Source organism: Thalassoglobus sp. (genome assembly GCF_048270125.1).
Classification (GTDB): Bacteria; Planctomycetota; Planctomycetia; order Planctomycetales; family Planctomycetaceae; genus Thalassoglobus.
In genome coordinates this window covers 1-19723 of record NZ_JBLWTN010000002.1, presented here as the reverse complement: position 1 = coordinate 19723, position 19723 = coordinate 1, and the positions used below count along the sequence as shown (strand labels likewise).

The window sequence follows — 19723 nt, the reverse complement described above, 5'->3', positions numbered from 1 at the left end:
ACCCTGCAATGCAAAAAGAAGTCGAAACAATCCCTGAGATGACATCGAGCCAACCGCTCACACTTGAGGTTCTCCAAAATCAAGATGTGCTGAATTCAGCGTCCGGAGTCTGGAAAGACCTAACATCACCAAATCACCCAGCTGACGACCTGAGGTGGTTGCGGGTGCTTGCAAAAGGTTTCGATCATCGCCCGATTCTTTTGCGAGCCAAGCGTGGCGAAAGCGTGATCGGACAGCTCCCACTGGCCAAAGTTCAAGGCCCGATCTTTGGGAAATTTCTTGTTGGCTTACCTTATCTGAACTCTGGAGGAGTCAAAACAGACGACGAATCAGCTGCCGCGATGCTCATCGAAAAGGCCATCCACCTCACTGATGAACACAACTGTCGCTACCTCGAACTTCGACATGAAGAACCGAGGGTGAACCCTGGCTTCAATGCGGAACTCACCACAAAAATTCACATGCGACTGCCCCTCCAAGAAAACCAAGAAGCTCAACGAGCTGCCCTCAAGGCGAGTGTTCGCAATCAAGTCAAAAAAGGTGAGAAGCAAGGTTTCACAATCCATTGGGGTGGCCCCGAACTCCTGAATGACTTCTACAAGGTTTTCAGCCGGCGGATGCGAGACTTGGGGACGCCAGTTTATGGCCGAAAGTTCTTCGCTGCGATCCTTGATGAATTCCAAGACTCTGCTGAGATATGTTCTGTTCGCGATGGCAAAAAGCCTGTTGCTGTTGCCTTGCTGATTCATGGCAGTAATGTCACGGAAGTTCCGAGCGCGAGCTCTCTTCCCGAATACAATCGAACGAACGCCAACATGCTGATGTACTGGAACTTACTCGCACGCAGCGTCGAACGGGGCCAAACGATTTTCGACTTCGGCCGCTCCACAATGGATGGGCCAACATTCAAGTTCAAAAAACAATGGGGCTGCCAACAAGAACCCGCCACCTGGCAATACTATCTCCGCGAAGGAAGCGTTGAAGATATGCGGCCCGACAGCGGAAAGAAAAAAATGTTGATCGAACTCTGGAAACGCCTTCCCGTCTGGCTCGCCAACATCATCGGACCATGGATTGTCAAAGGAATTCCTTAAGTACTCCGATTTTTCGCGATTCTTGATATCGAATTCATCTGTAAATTGTATTCCTGAGATGCCCACCAACTCACTGAAAATCCTCGCTGTAACTAGCGAGATTCCATGGCCGTTAAATTCTGGTGGCCATCTTCGATCATTCTACTTATTACGTGAATTATCGAAGTCCGCTTCTCTGCGTCTGGTTGTTCCTACAGGTCCTTCTCAAGATACAAACGTGAGAGCACTTACCGAGCAAGAAATCAATGTGATCCCAGTTCCTGGATGCGTGAGAAAACGACACTCTGAAGTATGGAAAGTATTCAAATCAATCGTCCAACGGGAAGCTTACGTTTTCTATCGACGACACTACTGGAAACAAGTAGCTGCGGAAATCAGAAAGCAAATTGAACTCGATCGACCGGACCTGGTTTATTTTGATCATCTCGACTCATTTACCTATCGCAAGGAAATCGGTGACCTTCCGTTCGTCGTCGACATGCACAACGTTTACTCAGCGATATCTCACAGGCTCGCGAACGAAACATCGAATCCGCTGAAGCAAGCATACCTTCGCCACGAGACTCAACTGATCCAGAAGGCCGAAGAACAGGTGGCGAAGTCTGCTCGCTCAGTTTTTGCAGTCTCTGACATTGAACGTGAACACTTTCGATGTCTCGGTGCAACGTACGCATCTACAATTCCGAACGGAGTCAATTGCGAGCAATACAAAAACGACAACGAGAAACAAAACACAAACAACCGGGAGATTCTATTTGTCGGAGACTTGTCATGGGCACCGAACATCAGTGCTGCACTCTTTCTGGCAAAGGAAGTGATTCCAAAAGTTCGACGACACGCAAACGACGCGACCTTAACGATCGTTGGGCGAAACCCAGTCTCCGAAATTCAGGCACTCAACAACTTAGAGGGTGTGACCGTCATTCCGAACGCACCTGAAATCCTCTCTCACTACCATCGTGCCTCGGTCCTGGCAGTACCATTACAATCCGGAGGCGGAACCCGTCTCAAAATCCTGGAGGCCTTTGCAGCCAGCCTACCGGTCGTCAGCACCCCCGTCGGCTGCGAAGGTTTAGAAGTCGTCGATGGCGAACACCTTACGATAGCAGACCACGACGAATTCGCTGATTCACTTTCTAAATTCGTATCCGAGAATCGTCTCAATAGATTACAGACTTTCAACGCTCTAAACTTGGTTGAGAAGACTTACGACTGGAGTTCTGTTGGAGAAAAATTGGTCAGCGTCCTTTGCAAATCCTCGAAAAATGCCCCATGAACAAAACCACAAACAATATTGAATCCTCACCAACATCGCTATTAACTACGGATGAGGCTTGGAAATGCACAGTTTGGGATCTAACTGTCATTTGCATAATCATAATTGCTGGACTTGCAGTCCGAATATCATTCTTCACCGGCATCGCGATGGGGGACGATATCATCTATACGGCTCAGGTTCTATCTCTGGCACATGGTAGTACCCCAACACTAGAACAGACGCACTGGACCACAAGAACAGGCATGACTTTATTGCCCTCTGCAATTCTGAAAACAACTGGCAACATACAGCTTAGCCTAGTTTCCATCCCACTATTCTTCAGTACACTGAAAATAATCGTAGCAATAATTGGCGGCAACATTCTATTAGGTCGCAGATACGGGATACTTTCGGGAATAATCATGGCGACATTCCCGCTCGAAGTAATATATGCCACACACTTCTTTCCAGACATACCAGTCAGTTGTCTAAGCTCCCTCAGTCTTCTGTTCTGGATCCACGCACTAAAAACCGACTCTCGAATTTCCTACCTACTCACTGGTCTTTGCTTTGGACTCGGATACCTCTTCCGTGAGACGATACTACTAGATGGACCTGTCTACATTACATTACTGTTAACGAGCGGTCGAATAGTTCGTCCCAAAATACTAATCGCAACAATCGCTCCACTTACAACCCTTGCGGCAGAATCACTGTTGTTCAAATTCTACTATGGAGACCCCTTCTACAGAATCGATAGCATTCTTCGCACGCAAGAAGACCCTTCCAACCTGACTCTCATTAGCACATCCACTGCCGGTGGAGGGTTCATCACCGATCCTCTCCTAATGATTCTTCTCAGTCATGAATTCAGCATCTTCATAGCAGCGAGCATTGGACTAGCATTCTTTTCAATCCGGATTCGAAAAACCTCCCCTTTCGCAATTTGGCTAATATTTGGATTCATTTGGCAATATTACGGAACTACAGTCCCAACAGATTGGGTCCCATTGCAACGCGACCCCAGATACTCAGCTGGACTAGCCATTCCTGCCGCATTCATTCTAAGTTATCACATCAGCAATATTCGCATCCCATTTTTACGCTATTCTATCATTACTGCACTTTGCACAAGTGGCCTCGTATGTGCATCATTCGACAATGGAGGGAGTGCACTAGCAGCTCATCGCGAATTCTTGAGTAAAGAGCCGCCCGGTCCTGTCGCTTCAGAACCATATGAATTCGTAGCGCTGCTCTGGATTAACAATTCAGTTAACCCACCTCCAGGAGTTTCCCCGGGCACAGCGTTAGGTAGGAGCTCAATACTTCGCTCGGTCACCGAAATTCCATCTGTAACAGCAACGGCACCCTCGTCGGGAGATTTCATCTTAATTTCACCCTCGCGCCGGCCCAGATTATACAAGGACCTTCAGGGCAAGGGATGGATTGAAACGGAATCGTACCAAGAACATGTCCCGGCAGGACGACTACTGGCTGGAAAGCTCCTCTGTCTATTACCAGGGCAGCAACAACGTGCTATCGACGCAATGACTCCCAAGCGACTAGTCTTGCTTAGAAGGCGAGCAACTATGACTAAAAAATCACAATCGAGCGGGCAATGAGCATTAAACCTCGCACCCCTTCAATCCTACACACACGAGTTGTTACAAAAACCGGGGGAGGACCAGACAAGACCATCTTGAACTCGCCACGATTCCTTAAAGAACTCGGCTACTCAAGTGCTTGCGTTTACCTGCACCCTCCTGAAGACGAGGGAATCGAAACTTTAAAAACGATAGCAACTCAGTCGGAATGCCCGTTCATCACGATTCCAGACAGAGGTGCGCTGGACTTTTCGATTGTTCGCAAACTCCTCAAGGTCTGCAAGGAAAACAACGTCTCAATCTGGCATGGACATGACTACAAGACGAATGCGATTGGTTTACTTCTTAGACGATTCCATCGCATGCACCTTGTGACAACAGTCCATGGATGGGGGCACCAAACCCCCAAAGTCTTACTCTACTACTGGATCGATCGCCAAGCGATCCGTCGCCACGATCATGTCATTTGTGTTTCAGAAGACCTATACGAAACTTGCACGGAGATGGGAGTTCCTCACCAGCGTTGCAGCTTGATCCAAAACGCAATTGACTCTGAGCAGTTCAAACGGAGCACTTCAACCGACGAAGCCAAAACAACGCTCGGCTTCGAACAAGGTCAGTTTCTGATCGGGGCCGTCGGACGTTTGTCGGATGAAAAGGGGTTTGACCTACTAATCGAAGCTGTGACTCGATTGATCGAGGCTGGTCTAAACGTTGGGCTTGCGATTATCGGAGAAGGAGTCGAGAGAGAAAGACTGGAAAAGCAAATCGCGGAATCGGGTCATTCAAACCGAATCCAGTTGCTCGGCTACCGCTCTGACACAAAGTCTCTCTATGAAGCAATGGACCTATACGTCCTGAGCAGTCATCGAGAAGGGCTTCCCAATGTGGTTCTGGAAGCGATGGCAATGGAAGTTCCTGTCGTAGCGACCCGTATTGCCGGTGTTCCGAAATTAGTTCAAGACCGAGAGAATGGACTTCTTGTTGAGGCGGGAGAAGTCTCGCAAATTGAATCAGCAATTCGAGAGATCATGCTGAATCCCGATCTCCGAGACAAGCTCACGAAGAATGCCCGAAAGACCATTGAAAACGAATTCAGTTTTTCGGTCCGTATGGAAAAAGTCCGAGCAATCTATGACAAGCTGTTGAGCAACTCGACGAATCCCAGGTGAAAATATGCAACCCGAGGAATCAGCGACTGGGGGCAAAGAAAATCTGAAAGAACCTGCTAAGCCTCTTTCGACCTTCCTGATTTTCCTCCCAGTCCAACCAGTCCTCGCATTCCCCCAAAGACCCCGAAAACCTCACTTCATCTGACTGATCAAAAACAACCCAGCTACAATTTTGGGACTCATGAATTCGATACTCAGGCTGCAAGGATGTGCTCTTTGGCTTCTTTTCACATGCTGATTCAACAACCGAAGTCGCTTCAACTTGATATTCAATAATGCTTGCGGATGCAACGTTCATATCACGCCCCACTGATGAATCTCTGTTTGTTAAGCATACGCCAGTAGCGCGATTAGACAAATAGGAGTTTTTTCATACCCAAAGGCCTTCTCCGGGAAAACTCTTTTTGCATTTGACAAAGCGACTCCAATGGCGCCTCTTCTTGAATTTCTTCACTAAGTCTGCAAAATAGTATCCTCTGGAAGAAAGAGTTCAGTGAAGTTCAGGACTTGACTGTGTTGAAATCAGTGAATAATGGCGGAATCACCACAAATCACTGGATCTCATTTTTGCGACGGGGAAAGTCCACCATTGACCAGCAATAAAAGAACAGGTGATGGAGATTGGCTTAGAAAATCGTTTTCCCGATTAATTCTTCCGTATTGGATCTTACTCACTTATTTACTACTAGCCCCACATCCGCTCTGGTTCCTGACAGGCATTGGTCAAGAGGATGAATTTTCCATCTTCACAATGTCCGATCTGATTCAACATTTGCTTGCCTTCGCAGTGTTGGGTTTTCTTCTGAGCACTCAGTTCCCACCTTTAGGTCGAACCAGCAAGTTGCTTTACGCATCCGGATTCTACGCGGTGTTCACCGAACTGTTGCAGTGGTTCATCCCCAACCGATTTGCTGCAATATCGGACATGCTCGCAAATGCGTCGGGGCTAATCATCGGATGGGGCTGCTACCTGCTTCTGCGATCACTCTTCTCCCCCCGAACCGTCTCTTTCCAGACTCGATGAAATGCCGTTTGAGCAACCAAACAATCTACCGTGGCGAACTATCGCTTCGAGCTAAATACACACCCCAAAAAAATCACATTTCAGACTATGCACATAACGAGAGCCTAAACTTTCTGTGAAAACAAGAACATCAAAATTTGTAGCAAAAAAGGACATCAAAATCGCTAAACTTGCGAGGCTGTTAATCTTTGGATTGTCCTGTGCTGCATCGCTTCTTGTGCCAACCGAAGCTAAAGCAGAAGCCAAGTTTATTAAGAAAATCCCTTGGGCGGAACAAGGCCAGTGGATCAAAGCAGATACACATATTCACACGAAGTTATCCGATGGCTCTCATACAATTGCTGAAATCGCATCGAAAGCAGTCGAACATGGGTGCGATGTTATCGCAATTACCGACCGTAGTGACCGAGAACTTAAAGGAGCCTCGATTGAGTATGAGCGAGAGATCCTTGCTGCACGTCGAATATTTCCGAATTTAATCATCCTCTCAGGAATCGAATGGAACATTCCCCCGTGGAAAGGGGAGCAACACGTCTCATTATTACTTTCTCCAGGACCTGATGAGTTTCTCATCCTTCGAGAGTTTAAGCATAAATTTGATGATTATGAGCGTGAAGAACGTGTCCCCGATCTAGCTCACCAAGCTCTCAAATGGCTGGAGAGCACTACATCCCAGTCTGATTCTGAACCAGTACTATTCCTGAACCACCCCAGTCGAAAGTTAAACCAAACAGACGACATCCAGGAAATATTCAAAACATGGAGGTCAACTAATAACCTCATTGTGGGAATCGAAGGAGGACCGGGGCATCAAAAAGGGGAGCCGATTGGGTCTTACAAAGGCATTCTCAAACCCATTGACCGCTGGGACCCTTCGGTCGCGATGAACGGAAATGCATGGGACCAGCTTCTCAGCCAGGGACATGATGTATGGGGAGCAATAGCAACATCTGACTTCCACTCACCTAGCTACGACTACTGGCCTGGGGAGTTTGCAGAGACATGGCTGTACGTTCCAGAGCGCAGTGCTTTAGGAGCCATTGCTGCACTTCGCCAAGGGTCGTTCTTCGCAACACATGGCCACATCGTGCGAAAGGCATCACTTTCGGCATGGGCAACTGGTCTTGATCGACCAGCCTACCCCGGAGAAACAATCTCCGTCCCCGAAGGTGAAACCATTTTACTGAAACTCGAGTGCGAAATCCCTAACAACGATTGGTCTGGAGCGAGGAATTACCTCGATCAGCTGACTATCGTCAAGATTCAAAATAATGAAGTTGATGCGCTGGTTGAAGAAAGAATTTCTATCGAAAACGCGATTCTGGAAAATGGAATTTCAGTCCCTCCAGGTGGGTTAGTTCTCCGTGCCTTCGGACGTAGCTCAAAGCTTGACGGAGACAACTTATTCTTTTACTCGAATCCCATCCGAGTCGAAACCACTTCTCCATGGTTTGAAGGAAAGCAAACAGAATTTCCAATTCAAGCCGCGTATTGGATAGTGGGAACTATCATCTTCATTGCACTTTTTATTGCTTTGATTCGACGGCCTCCAATAGACAACTTCAAAAGCCCCTCACAAAAACGCAGCCCGCCTCAATCGCCAACAACGCGACATCACTCTCGAAACTCGGGGGGCGTCGAGCCTCTCTGTGAGGTCGATTGGACACCACCCGAGCAAGAGTCCAAAAATTGGTCGCCACTGACAAGTGGCATAAAGAAACAGAACTCTCAAACGAGAAATCCATTCGGTTTTCGTGTATTAATTTCACTTTTCACATCATCACTTGCATTTGCCACCTATGGATCATTTGTCCCATTAGACTACACACCGATTCCACTCAACCTCGCAATCGAGAAATACACACATGTGCTGAACACAAACTTGGATTTCAGCAGCCGGACTGACTGGATCACGAACATTTTACTGTTTGTCCCTATCGGCTTTTTTGGGCTTGGCGCGCTGACCGTGGACAAAGGAAGACGGTTTGCAGCGATCCTCGCTCCATTCGTCACTCTAAGCTGCGTCATTTCCAGTCTAATTATTGAATTCTGCCAACTTTGGTTTCCGTCACGCGTCCCGTCCCTAAACGACATTGTGGGCGAGTCTATCGGAGGAGGAATAGGTGTCCTACTTTGGGTGAGCGTTGGGCCTACCTTTGTGGCCTACTTCAGGACGTTATCTAAAGCGAAGACAAAAGATGATCGGGTTGCCCGGCTGTTGACCGGGTATTTTATCATTCTTATCACCTACTCTCTATTCCCATTCGACTTATCCCTTAGGCCAGCGGAGATTTTCAAGAAGTATGCAGACGGTCGTATTGAGCTGGTCCCCTTTAGTGCCTCACCTGTTCCAATTGAATCGAGACTTTATTCACTATTTGTTGACTCAGTAATCTTCACACCACTCGGAATACTCTTTGCAGGAACCTGGAAAAGAAACAATCTATACCGCACCTCACTCATGCGAATGGGAACTTACTCAATCTGCCTTTGCATGGCAATTGAAATCACGCAGCTACTCGTCATCAGCAGATCGACAAGTATCACCGACGTTTTCACAGGAGCATTTGGAATGCTGGTAGGTTCGTTTATCTACCAGCACCGACAGAAGAGCACTCTAACAAACAATCATGCTACTCAGAAAAAACTAGCGGTCTATTTCCTTGCGTGTATTGGCTATTCGACAGCACTCTGCCTCATTTTTTGGCACCCGTTCAACTTCACTCATGACTCAATCGTGATTCAGACACGGAGAGATCATTTCATTTCCGTCCCTTTGTCACGCCTACTCGTCGGGGACTATATTCATTCTTCCTTAAACATAATGCGAAAGTTTTTGTGGTTCACTCCACTCGGGTACATCACATACAGATTCACGGTCGCGCACCGAATTGAAAATCGCCATCACCAAAACATTGCCCCGCTAGCTCTCCTATTCCTTGTCACTTTTTCCTCCATTGTCGAGTTTGCACAAATTCTTCTCCCTAACCACTCAGCCGATGCGTTTGACATCCTGATCTATTTGTCTGGTGGGTTGAGTGGTTGGGCGATTGCTTCGTATGTCACAGGCATTGCCCTCCCTCGGCATCACTCCTTGCATTCAACGAAACATAAACAGGTTAAAATTGAACACTCACCTTCCATCCGTAAAAAATATGGTCGAGTCCCAGGCGCAGATGGACTTCGGGCAATGGCATGCCTAGCAGTCTTTGGCGTCCATTTTCAACAAATCACCTTACTAGAAGGGAACCTTGGCCCGATCAACATTTCACGCTTGCTACTCAATGGGAACACTGGCGTCTGCATCCTGTTCATGCTGAGTGGATTCTTTCTAAGCCTTCCACTGTGGAGGTCGCCCGCTGACGACTTAGTTCACGAGACACTGGAGTCTTTTTTCACCAAAAGGGTACTCCGCATCATCCCGGCATACTACCTGTGCTTAGTCGCCCTTGGACTCGGAAGGAATCTAGTTGTCGGTCAGGTCGACTACTCGAGTATTCTCTACCACGCATTATTTCTTCACAACTTCATAGACAATGAATTCTATAACATTTCCCCTCCATTCTGGACCATAGGAATACAAGTCCAACTCTACCTGTGCTTCTTCGTAGTCGTCGCCGGCTTCGGAGCTCTGCGAGCTTGGAGCCATAGAAGTTGGGCAATTCTGCTCCTGTCAATTACAATATCGTCCAGTGTTCTAAATCGCTCCTTGCTTACATTCGTTGCAGAAAAAAAAAGCACTGCTATAGACAATCTCAGCCCAGTCCTCACGCACTCAATATTAGCTCATGCTCCTATTTTTCTCTTGGGATGCTTAACTTCACACCTATACACTAAAATAATCAAACAAAAAGATAGGCGCAATTCGAACTACAGATCTATTTGGCCCGACACTATCGCGATAACAATAACAATACTTCTAATTACAATACTAGGAACAGATCTTGACGACCATCTTCGCACCGTAGGCGGTCGGTACAACTGGCCATACATTCCAGTTTTAGTGAGCATTCTAATCATCGCATCTCTAACTGGAAGTAAAGCTACTGGGTTCCTTGAGGCAAAGCCCATCCGAAGACTTGGAGAAATTTCCTACGGCTTTTACCTGTTCCATCTCCCATGCTTAAATCTAATAAACATGATGCTCCAGGAATTGCCACTCCCAGAGTCCCTTCACCGGTTAACCTTGCTTTTCGGCGGGGTGACCCTCACAGTTTTTGCATCAGAATTCAGCTACCGTGCGATCGAAAGTCCTTCCCTGAACTTCATCCGGACGACTCGACAACCTCACCCCAACGTTACCTAACCTTAACACGCCCCGAGACAATTGAACTTCAAAACTGGCCGAAAAAACCGACTCAAAAACATTTCACACCTCTTTACCACATTAAATTCGGCAGTCAAAATCTTGACCATCACTCTTTCCATCACCGCAACCTCCTGTCAGTCAGTCGCCAATCAAATTCTTAACCCGAAAGAAAATCTGCAAGTACTATCTCTTGTCTTTGGGGCTTTTCGGGTTAATAATTTGACATGGGTCGGTGGAAGTGTCGTACAATCCAGGTTACGTGTTGAACTGGTTGCTGACTGGTTGAGGGGCCGAATTGACATTGCTTGGAGACATTGCGGGGAATTCTGAATAGCGGGCACTCTTTATTACGGCATCGATTTTGAGTGATCCGAATTCGAAGGCGGTGCTCTCTGAAATATGGACGAAGCGACCATTTATCGTGAATCATCCATCGCAAACTCGCAAGCGGGACCAATTCATCGCTACTTTACTCCGCCGGAAGGAATTGAAAACCACCCCATGGTCGAGCAGCAACAATTGTCATAAACTTCCCAGAGAAACGTCTTATGCATCCCGCTGAGTGAAGAGTAACGCTGTCCGTCTAAATTATTTCATTTTTTCATTTGAGTATTCGAGAGGGCCGTTGTGGCTGACGAAGAGAAAAAAAACGCTGATTCCTCTGAGACCTCCAAGCCCGCAGGGCAGGAGGCATCTCCGAATGAATTCAAGGCGCATCGGAAGCGAACGACGTTCAACCTGAAACTTGCTCTGAGCTTGATTGCAGGAACGCTGGTTTTGGGAGTTGGTGTTCATTTCCTGCACGCCTATCAAGTTGACCGGAATGCCGATTCGCTTCTCAACGAAGCCAAGGAGGCACAGGCCCAGAGCGAATTTCAAAAAGCTGCTCAGTACTATCGAACGTATATCAGTTTTCGCCCGGAAGATTCCAAAGCGATTGGCGATTATGCAGAATTACTGGATGGCCTCGCCCAAAATGGAAACGATCTTCAGCGTGCTTACTTCACGTACGAACAAGCACTTCGCCTCGACGGTGCCAGAGACGATCTGCGTATGCGAATTGCTGAAATCGCCATGGCGCTTCGTCGCTTCACCGATGCTCTCGACCACATCAAGGTTCTCGAGAAAAAGTCTCAGCACGACTCGAAACTGTCGCTATTAGCGGCTCGCTGCTATCTGGCAAATGGCGAAGTTCCGGAGAGTGCAAAACGATACCTCAATGTGCTTAATGTCGATCAGACGAATGTTGAATCCTACTCAGCATTGGCAGACCTTTTTCTGACTTACCCTGAAGAGATTCCCAAACGACCAGAGCTCAAAGATGTCCAAGCTCCGAAGCAAATCGTGGACATTTTCCCTACACGGGCCGCAAAAAACGAACAGGGGGAGCTTGTCTACGATGGTCGAACTCCCGCAGAGCGAGCAAATGAATTTCTCGAAGCCATGGTCACCAATGGTGAGCCGAAATTCCAGGCCTACCTGCAACGCTCGCACTTCCGAACTCGAAACAATCAGCTTGAGCAAGCGAGTGCAGACATCCAAAAAGCACTGGAACTCGCTAAGGATGACCCAGAAGTTTTGCTTGCGGCAGCCACCCTGGAAATCACTCAGGCCAAAGCTGCACAACAAGCAGATGGGGATGATCTAGTTAATTCTCACCTCACAAAAGCAACAGAATTCGCTAAAGAAGGGCTGAACCTCCCAAACCCGAACCCGAATTTCTTCATGTCGCTCTACGAGGTGGAGATGCTACGAAAGGATCTGGTCGCTGCACAAAAAGAGATTCAAAATGGGCTTGATGCGATTGAGGCGGAACAAGAAGGTGCTGACTTAGAGAAACGTCAGGAACTGACTCAGACCTCCTTAATTTTTCAGATGACCTTCATCGACCTTTTGATCACTCAAGGGGGACAGTCGGCCCCAGACGTTGCAACAGAGAAGTGGTCTAAAGCTGAAGAATCCCTGAACGATTTCAGAACAAAGGCTGGGGAGTCCTGGGTTACGATCTACCTTGAATCACGACTTCATGTTGCGAGAAGAGAGTGGAAACAGGCGATCCCGAAGCTGGAGCGAGTTCGCAATCTACTTGCATCGACAACAGATTCCGGGCAGAAACTTGGACACCGCCGACTCATCGACCTGAATCTGGGACTTTGTTACCAGCGACTCAACAACCCGGACCGGCGTATTGTCGTCTTTAGACGTGCACTGACCCAGGACCCGCTCTGGCACATCGCGCGACTAGAATTAGCTCGCGCACTCAGAACGGCCAATCGTCATGATGAAGCAATCCAGACTTTCCGGTTACTTCAGGGAATCCCGGGAGTCCCACTGGAATTGGCTCAGCTACTATTATTTCGCGAGTCCCAAAAACCTGTCGACCAACAACGCTGGGATGTCGTCAATCAGGCGATTACCGCTGAGTTGGCACTCCGAAAGGAAAAAGGACTTCCATCAACCGCAGGCATTGAAGCTTTTCGTGCAGAGTTGAGTAATCTTCAAGGACGTCGCGAGGAGGCCGAAGAGCTTCTTGCTGAAGCACGCCTCGCCTACCCTGAAGACCCCGGACTGGTGACTGTCCAGGTCAGCATTATCCTCTCGAACCTCGAAGTCGAAAGCTCAGAACGGATCGAGGAAGCAAGACGGATCATCGAAGTAGCTGAAGAAAAACTGGGTGATTCGTTTGAGTTGCGAGCTGCAAAAAGCCAAATCGCCAGACTCATGGCCCCTCTTGAAGCGGACGGTCTGCTGACCTCGCTGCAAACGGGACTCGAGTCTTGGGACCCTGCGGAGATTGAACAATTACTGCAACGAATTGCGGGTGTTTACACAACTCTGGGTGACATCGAAGGGGAGAAGCAGACATGGCTGAAACTCGTCGAACTCGACCCGGAAAATCTTCTAGCTCGCGTCCACCTGCTTCAGATCGCGAACAACAACGATGACGGTTCCCTTAAGAAAAACCACCTTCCCAAGTTGATCGAAATTGAAGGACCAGGCGGACCGATCGGAAATGTTCTTCTCGCACAGGATCTTGTCGCTTCCGTAAAAACGCAAGAAGGGGAATTGACTTCGGCGCAACGAGATAAATTAATCCAAGCACGAGGATTGCTTGAACAGGCTCAGCTGCAACGTGCGTTCTGGCCGCTGATTCCACGAATCTTGGGACGTGTTGAAACACTTCTGGGTGATGAAGAAGTCGCTCTCGAACAGTTCCGCAAGGCATTTGAGCTTGGAGACCATTCACTGGAGGTCGTTTGGACCATTGTTCAAGACTTGTACAAGAAGGAGCGATATGACGAAGCGGGCAGGCTCCTGAAAGAAGCTTCTCAGAAAACGCCACAGTTATTGACGACCGGTCCTTTAGCACGCCTGGCTGCAAACGTCGCATGGCAGCGTCAGCAATATGGCCAGTCTCTGGAATTGTCCGAAGCGGCAGCTGAGAGTTCCAACGACTTCCGGGATCTTGTCTTGCTCAGCCGAAAACGAGCCGCAATGGAAGAATCCGATGAACGCGTCACGGAACCCCTTCGCACTGCAATCGAACGCTTCGAAAAAGAGCCCCAAGCATGGTTGGCCATGGTTGACCACCTCAGACGCAGGGATCAAATTGAGGAAGCAGAAGCAACGCTGAAACAAGCTGAGGGGAAACTCCCAACTGTCCCCCAACACTTAACTCCGCTGACATTGGCCAGAGGATATGAGCTGATTGGCAACGTCGAAAAATCGACTCAGTATTACCAGGCAGCTTTCGACACCGATCCGGAAAACACTTTTTTGCAATATGTACTCGCCGACTTCTATAGTCGTCAGGGAAACCACGACAAAGCGACCCCGTTCCTCAGATCTCTCAGCTCAACTGAAAGCAAAGCCACTCCCGAGCTAAAAGAATGGGCACGAAGCCGCTCCGCTCGAAGTCTTGCTTCTTCAGGAAACTACGCAGACATCAAGAAGGCTCTCAAACTCATTGACGATGCCGCGAGTCCGCAAGAGACATCATTATTCAATCTCCGCACAAAAGCAGAGATGCTTGCATCGCGTACCACCAAGGCGCATCACCGAGAACGAATCAAGATCTTGGAAACCATTTCTGACCGGGGTGAAATCAACAACGACGAGCGACTCACCCTGGCACGACTGTACGATGCGACAGACAACTGGGACAAATCACGTCAAACATTTGAAGGGCTGGCCCAAAGCCTCCCCAACGCCGACTTACTGATGATCGAATTTTCGCATGCTCTTGTTCGTCACGACGAACTTGACGAAGCAAAGAAGTGGTTGGAACGAGCGAGACTGAAATCCTCACAAACGTTTGCAATTTTGCGACTCGATGCAACGATCCAAAACAAAACCAATGGAATCGATGCTGCCGAGAAGAGCATCAAGGAATTCCTGGAAAATGTCGACTCGATCACAACATCGCCTCAAACAGTGCAGGACCTCCTCACAAATCGCGATGGACAGACAGTGCTACGTGATTTTTCAAAAACTCTTGAAACAGAGTCACCGGCTGAACACGCCAAATTTGTAGAAGGAACCCGACTTCTCAGCGATGGCCAAGTCGCATCTGCAATTCAAAAGTTTCTGCCATTTCTGAAACGTGATGACCTGAAAAAAGAAGTTCAAGCATACTTTCACCGCAAGGCTTCCAGACTCTTCACCGAATTAGAAGCGTACGACAAAGCAGAAACCTACTTCCGAAAAGCGATGGCGATCTCGGAACGAAGCTCGGACAACCTGGAACTCATCTCGATCCTCTCACGCCAAAACCACCTGAATGACGCCCTCGACCTTTGTGACCAACTCTGGGAGCAAGGTCCCGACACCCTGGCAGCCAAGACCTCAGTCGCAGTTTTAAGAACGGGTCAACCGACGAGCAATGAAATCAAACGAGTCGAAGCAAAAATCACATCAGCCGTGAAGGAATCAGCAACTCCTGATCAGATCCTCATGCATCTGGCAGACCTAAAAGATTTAGCTGGTGAACACGACCAATCGGTCGCTCTGTACGAACAAATCCTACAGAAAAACCCTCAAAACCTTGTTGCCCTCAACAATTTCGCTTACCTGAGTACTCTGGCGGGTAAAGACAAAAAACGGGCACTTGATGCGATCAACAGTGCAATTGAAGTCGTCGGCCCGATCGCTGCGATGCTCGACACCCGTGGTGTCGTGTACCTGAAGAGTGGAAATTTGGACAAGGCAATCGAAGACCTTACACAGGCTGTTGACGAAAACCCAACCGTTTCATCGCAATTCCGATTGGCGCAAGCTTATATGGAAAAAGGGGATAAGAAAAAAGCAACCAGTCTGTTCGAGGCCGCCGAAGAGGATGGACTCTCCCTCAAGGAGCTTCATCCACTAGAACGAAAAGACTTCGAAGAAGTCGAAAAATCCCTCAAGACCGGATCCTGATCAGTTCGTCAATTCCAGAGAGCGCTGCTCAATATCGAAAGTCAAAATAAATCAATATTTTTCCCGGAATGACCATCAAAGATTGACTATTTCCACTTCAACGTGGTACCTTATAGAGTTGTCTCGATTATTTTTTGAGTAAAGAAAATGTTTCGCAGTCGTCACATACTGTCTTTCCTGCTCGGGCTTTGTCTTGCATTTGCTGCGACACAAAGTGCGGATGCTGGACTGATCACAGGCGACATTTCTCTCACAGCAACACTACAAACTTATCCATCGAGCTCTCTCGCAACCGCAGATCACTCGCCTGAAGAAGACCAGCAAGAGAAACGCTTTCAAGAATTTGAAGAGTTCCTGACTCAACTTATTGGTTTGGCACAAAATCACAGCGGAGCTTCTTCAACCGGACATGGCCCATCAGGGTCAAGCTCTGTAATGAGCCCTGCCGCTCTTGATGAAATCCCAACGCTCTCAGAAGGCCGCCTCGTCAGCTATCTTGCTGAAGAGGACCACTTAAGTCTGTCTCCACCGTTTCTCGACGGAATCTTCCGTCCCCCCATGGGCTGAACGAATTTGCTACGTGTGCGATTGCAACGCAATCGCAGCTTAAACATTTCGTTCTATTACTATTCATAGGTACTCAAGTGAAAAACTTATTGAAACTTTCTCTACTCGGGCTTGTTCTTGCGGCGTTCAGCTCAACTTCGGTTGAAGCATCATTAATGATCGATGACTTTACTGATGACCAAAGCTTTGGCGCTACCACTGAATCAGTTAGCCTTGGCGATTTTGGTGTCACAGCGACAAGATCGTTGACTAAATCTCCTGCTGTACCATCCTATGACTCAAACACCACCACAGCATCACAATTAACTGGTTCAGGCCCTGGGACTTACAATGTTGACTGGTCAGCATTCACCAGTATGGGTGGCGAATTGGATTTTACTGATGGTGGTAGCTCTAACGGGTTTATTCTCAGCGGTTTAAGCATCCTCTCAGGCGGTACGCCGTCATTGAGCTTGACAGTATCAATCGGCATGGACGTTTTCTTCACTTTTGTTCCCGTCTCTGGTTCTGGATCTGCCGCCGATGTGTACGTCCCATTCGACGCATTTGGAGGAGTTGCCGACTTCTCAAAAGTGACCGGCCTCACACTAAGTACAACAATCCCTGCTGGTGGCCCTCCGGGATTCAGCTTACAATCAATCTCAGTCGGAACACCGGAGCCTTCTAGCCTTATCCTTTGTGGGTTTGGTTTGGTTGCTGCTGGAGCTTACAGCTATCGACGCCGTCGTCAGGGTGTGAAAGCGAATGCTTAATCTCTCTTCGGAAGACTTTTGTCTTTCGGCGTGATTTCAAAACTCGAAGGAAGCACAACTCACAAGGTTGTGCTTCCTTTTTTTCACCCCCCAGACACATGCGAAGTGGCCAAGAATTCAGGTCAAGACCAGTGATGGCGATTGTCTTCAAAAGTAGCTTCGATAGAGGTGTAGAAGTCCTGTCTCGTGGCGCACAGCCTACCACCTGACAAGCGACTCTATTCGCGGACACAAGAAACACGAACGTGTTCCGGACCACAGAATTCTCTTGATCATGCCTTCGATTGTTGACCGCTTCTCTCAAATCAGGTCCAATGTCTAGAGCAGTTTGCTCTACCGTGTGCCCGTGAAGAACGCACTTCTTTAGTAAATCGCTGTTCACCACGAGGCAGATCCTGCAAACCAATTCGAAAGATGCTCAAAACAGAACCCAACTCATGAAAAGACATTGAGTCGATGATCAATTTTCTATTGCTCGCAATTTTGATTGGCGTGACCTACTTCGTCGCCAACGAGGGTCCGCAAGGGGCAGCGATCTCCCTCTTCGCCGTGATCCTTGCTGGGCTGATCGCGATGAACTTCTTTGAGCCCCTGGCAGAGTTTATAGCGAGTAGTCTTGGCAACTCTTTTGAATGGCAAAATCGCAGCGACATCATCGCGATGCTCCTACTCTTCGCCGGTGGGGTGACACTCATCCGGCTGATGGGCGACCATCTCTTCCCCACGTATGCAGAAGTGACTCCCATGTTCTACGAGGTTTCTCGCTGGGGCTTGGGGCTCTTCACGGGGTACATCACGATGGCAATTCTTTTGACGTCGCTGCACGTTGCTCCACTTCCGCGAGAATTCATCGGATTCACTCCAGAAGGCAACAACTTCCTGTCAATCACTGCTCCTGATCGGGAATGGCTGGCCTTCACACAGTACGTCTCAGAGAAGTCCATGAAGCGTAGCGGAAATCGAATCTTCGACGGTGCCGAGTTCCCATCGAATCCGACCGAAGTCAGCACCCAAAGAATTTGGGCCTCTTTCCCGATTCGCTACGCAGCTCGACGCGAACTCTACACGACCGGTGGTCGTGCTCCAGTACAATCAGGGCCACCACCGATCAGCCAGCCACAGCAAGGTGGAGGAGCCCCGTCGGGTGGCGCCGTCGGTTTTTAGTGTATTGCCAATGCTTGCCATGCCCGTGAAGGTCATCACCATGACTTCATTGACTGCTCGACACGAGGCACAACGGAAAGACCGATATTAGATTTGCCCTGGAATCAGCTAGTTTTCATTCACTTCACAGTTTCACAGCACGACGGAAAGTTTCAGCACATGCTTGCTCACAATGTTTTCTTCACGCTCTTCGATTCCTCCCCGGAAGCCATCCAGGCGATGGTTGATCAATGCCACAAATACTTGAAGGATCACCCGGGAGTCGTCTTCTTCGCAGCTGGGGACTTGGCAGAAGACCTCGCTCGCCCCGTCAATGACCGCATGTTCCATGTGGCCCTGCATGTTATTTTTGACACCCGTGAAAACCATGACGCTTACCAAACCGTCCCCGCACACTTGGAGTTCATTGAAAACAACAAAGCCAAGTGGAAACAGGTGCGAGTGTTTGACTCCAACTGCTAGAACACTTTCGGAATGAGTGTTTGCTCCGTGAAAAGCTTTCGACACCGATGTGAAAGCGATCATCACCGAGATGAGTAGCATTGCAAATGCATAATGAAATTCGCCAAATGCTGTGGCACGCTTGATGCAGGCTGCCACACGTTTTGACAGACTAAGAGACCAAATGCCATGGCACGTTGGCCGGACAACACTCGTTCGAACCTCATCGCTCTCCTGCTGATGCTCGTGATCTTTCCGGCCCTCTGCTGGTTGGCTTGGTGGTACGTCAAACACTAGAGCAGTTTGCCCTACCGCGTGTCCGTGAAGAACGCATTCCTCTAATAAAAATACTGTTCGCCACGAGGCACAACGGAAAGACAAATTTTGGATTTGCTATAACGTATAACGAGTGCGAATATTGACCTGAGAAAACAATTCCGTCCACACAAACCGGGAAACTGAACTGATGCTCCGAACTCTCATAGCGTTTTCCTTTCTCCTGAAACTCTCAGTTGTCTCCTTCGCAGCATCTCCGGTTGATCAGTCGTCGGCACTGGAGGAAATCTCCACTGATTTCGAATTGTGTGATGGGCCAGCCTGGGACGGAAATGGCACGCTCTTCATTCCGGATGTCAAAGGAGAGTCGCTTTACAGATTTTTCTCACGGCAGAATAAACTGCTTCCTCTTCTCAAAAACACGGGGCGATTCAGCGCGTCGTTCTACAACAACGGTCAGCTATTTCTGTCAGACAACGGCAATGCCCGGATTGTCACATTGAACGGGAAGGACTTAGCCCGGATTTCTCACAGAAAGAATAAACGAAACGGTCGTTTTTTGCGTAAGTGATTTTGTTCACAACACTTTCGCACATCTAAACAGACCGTTTCGTCATGACACATTGTAACGACCAACTCTCGCT

Annotated in this window: 13 protein-coding genes; all 13 read left to right on the top strand. The window is 48.4% G+C overall.

Annotation, left to right across the window (positions count from 1 at the left end; genetic code table 11):
• Window positions 1-8 precede the first annotated feature (8 nt).
• The 13 genes from ACN0YR_RS02395 (at window position 9) to ACN0YR_RS02335 (ending at window position 19650) form a co-directional block, all read left to right on the top strand.
• Window positions 9-1094 carry a FemAB family XrtA/PEP-CTERM system-associated protein gene (locus tag ACN0YR_RS02395; protein ID WP_417847609.1) on the top strand — a complete coding sequence of 362 codons (1086 nt, stop codon included), beginning with the start codon at window positions 9-11 and terminating at the stop codon, window positions 1092-1094.
• Window positions 1095-1152: 58 nt separating this feature from the next.
• Window positions 1153-2370, top strand: coding sequence for a glycosyltransferase family 4 protein (locus ACN0YR_RS02390; protein ID WP_417847608.1), 1218 nt, complete (start codon window positions 1153-1155; stop codon window positions 2368-2370).
• Window positions 2367-3974, top strand: coding sequence for a glycosyltransferase family 39 protein (locus tag ACN0YR_RS02385; protein WP_417847607.1), 1608 nt, complete (start codon window positions 2367-2369; stop codon window positions 3972-3974). The genes ACN0YR_RS02390 and ACN0YR_RS02385 overlap by 4 nt, the downstream gene beginning before the upstream one ends.
• Complete coding sequence (locus ACN0YR_RS02380) at window positions 3971-5128, top strand: glycosyltransferase (protein WP_417847606.1); 1158 nt, start codon at window positions 3971-3973, stop codon at window positions 5126-5128. Before ACN0YR_RS02385 ends, ACN0YR_RS02380 begins: the two co-directional genes overlap by 4 nt.
• A gap of 532 nt (window positions 5129-5660) precedes the next feature.
• The gene (locus ACN0YR_RS02375; RefSeq protein WP_417847605.1) at window positions 5661-6152 is read left to right on the top strand and encodes a VanZ family protein; all 492 of its coding nucleotides are present in this window, start codon (window positions 5661-5663) and stop codon (window positions 6150-6152) included.
• A 217-nt stretch (window positions 6153-6369) separates the two neighbouring features.
• Entirely contained in the window at window positions 6370-10458 is a 4089-nt protein-coding gene (locus ACN0YR_RS02370; RefSeq protein ID WP_417847604.1) for a VanZ family protein, read from the top strand.
• Between the two features lie 402 nt (window positions 10459-10860).
• Complete coding sequence (locus ACN0YR_RS02365) at window positions 10861-10989, top strand: hypothetical protein (protein ID WP_417847603.1); 129 nt, start codon at window positions 10861-10863, stop codon at window positions 10987-10989.
• Window positions 10990-11088: 99 nt separating this feature from the next.
• Entirely contained in the window at window positions 11089-15879 is a 4791-nt protein-coding gene (locus ACN0YR_RS02360; RefSeq protein ID WP_417847602.1) for a tetratricopeptide repeat protein, read from the top strand.
• A gap of 147 nt (window positions 15880-16026) precedes the next feature.
• Window positions 16027-16446 (top strand): hypothetical protein, encoded by a 420-nt coding sequence (locus ACN0YR_RS02355; protein ID WP_417847601.1) that lies wholly within the window; start codon window positions 16027-16029, stop codon window positions 16444-16446.
• 77 nt (window positions 16447-16523) lie between these two features.
• Complete coding sequence (locus ACN0YR_RS02350; protein ID WP_417847600.1) at window positions 16524-17198, top strand: PEP-CTERM sorting domain-containing protein; 675 nt, start codon at window positions 16524-16526, stop codon at window positions 17196-17198.
• A gap of 456 nt (window positions 17199-17654) precedes the next feature.
• Window positions 17655-18362 (top strand): CvpA family protein, encoded by a 708-nt coding sequence (locus ACN0YR_RS02345; protein ID WP_417847599.1) that lies wholly within the window; start codon window positions 17655-17657, stop codon window positions 18360-18362.
• A gap of 159 nt (window positions 18363-18521) precedes the next feature.
• Window positions 18522-18824, top strand: coding sequence for a Dabb family protein (locus ACN0YR_RS02340; protein WP_417847598.1), 303 nt, complete (start codon window positions 18522-18524; stop codon window positions 18822-18824).
• Between the two features lie 445 nt (window positions 18825-19269).
• Complete coding sequence (locus ACN0YR_RS02335; RefSeq protein ID WP_417847597.1) at window positions 19270-19650, top strand: hypothetical protein; 381 nt, start codon at window positions 19270-19272, stop codon at window positions 19648-19650.
• Window positions 19651-19723 lie beyond the last annotated feature (73 nt).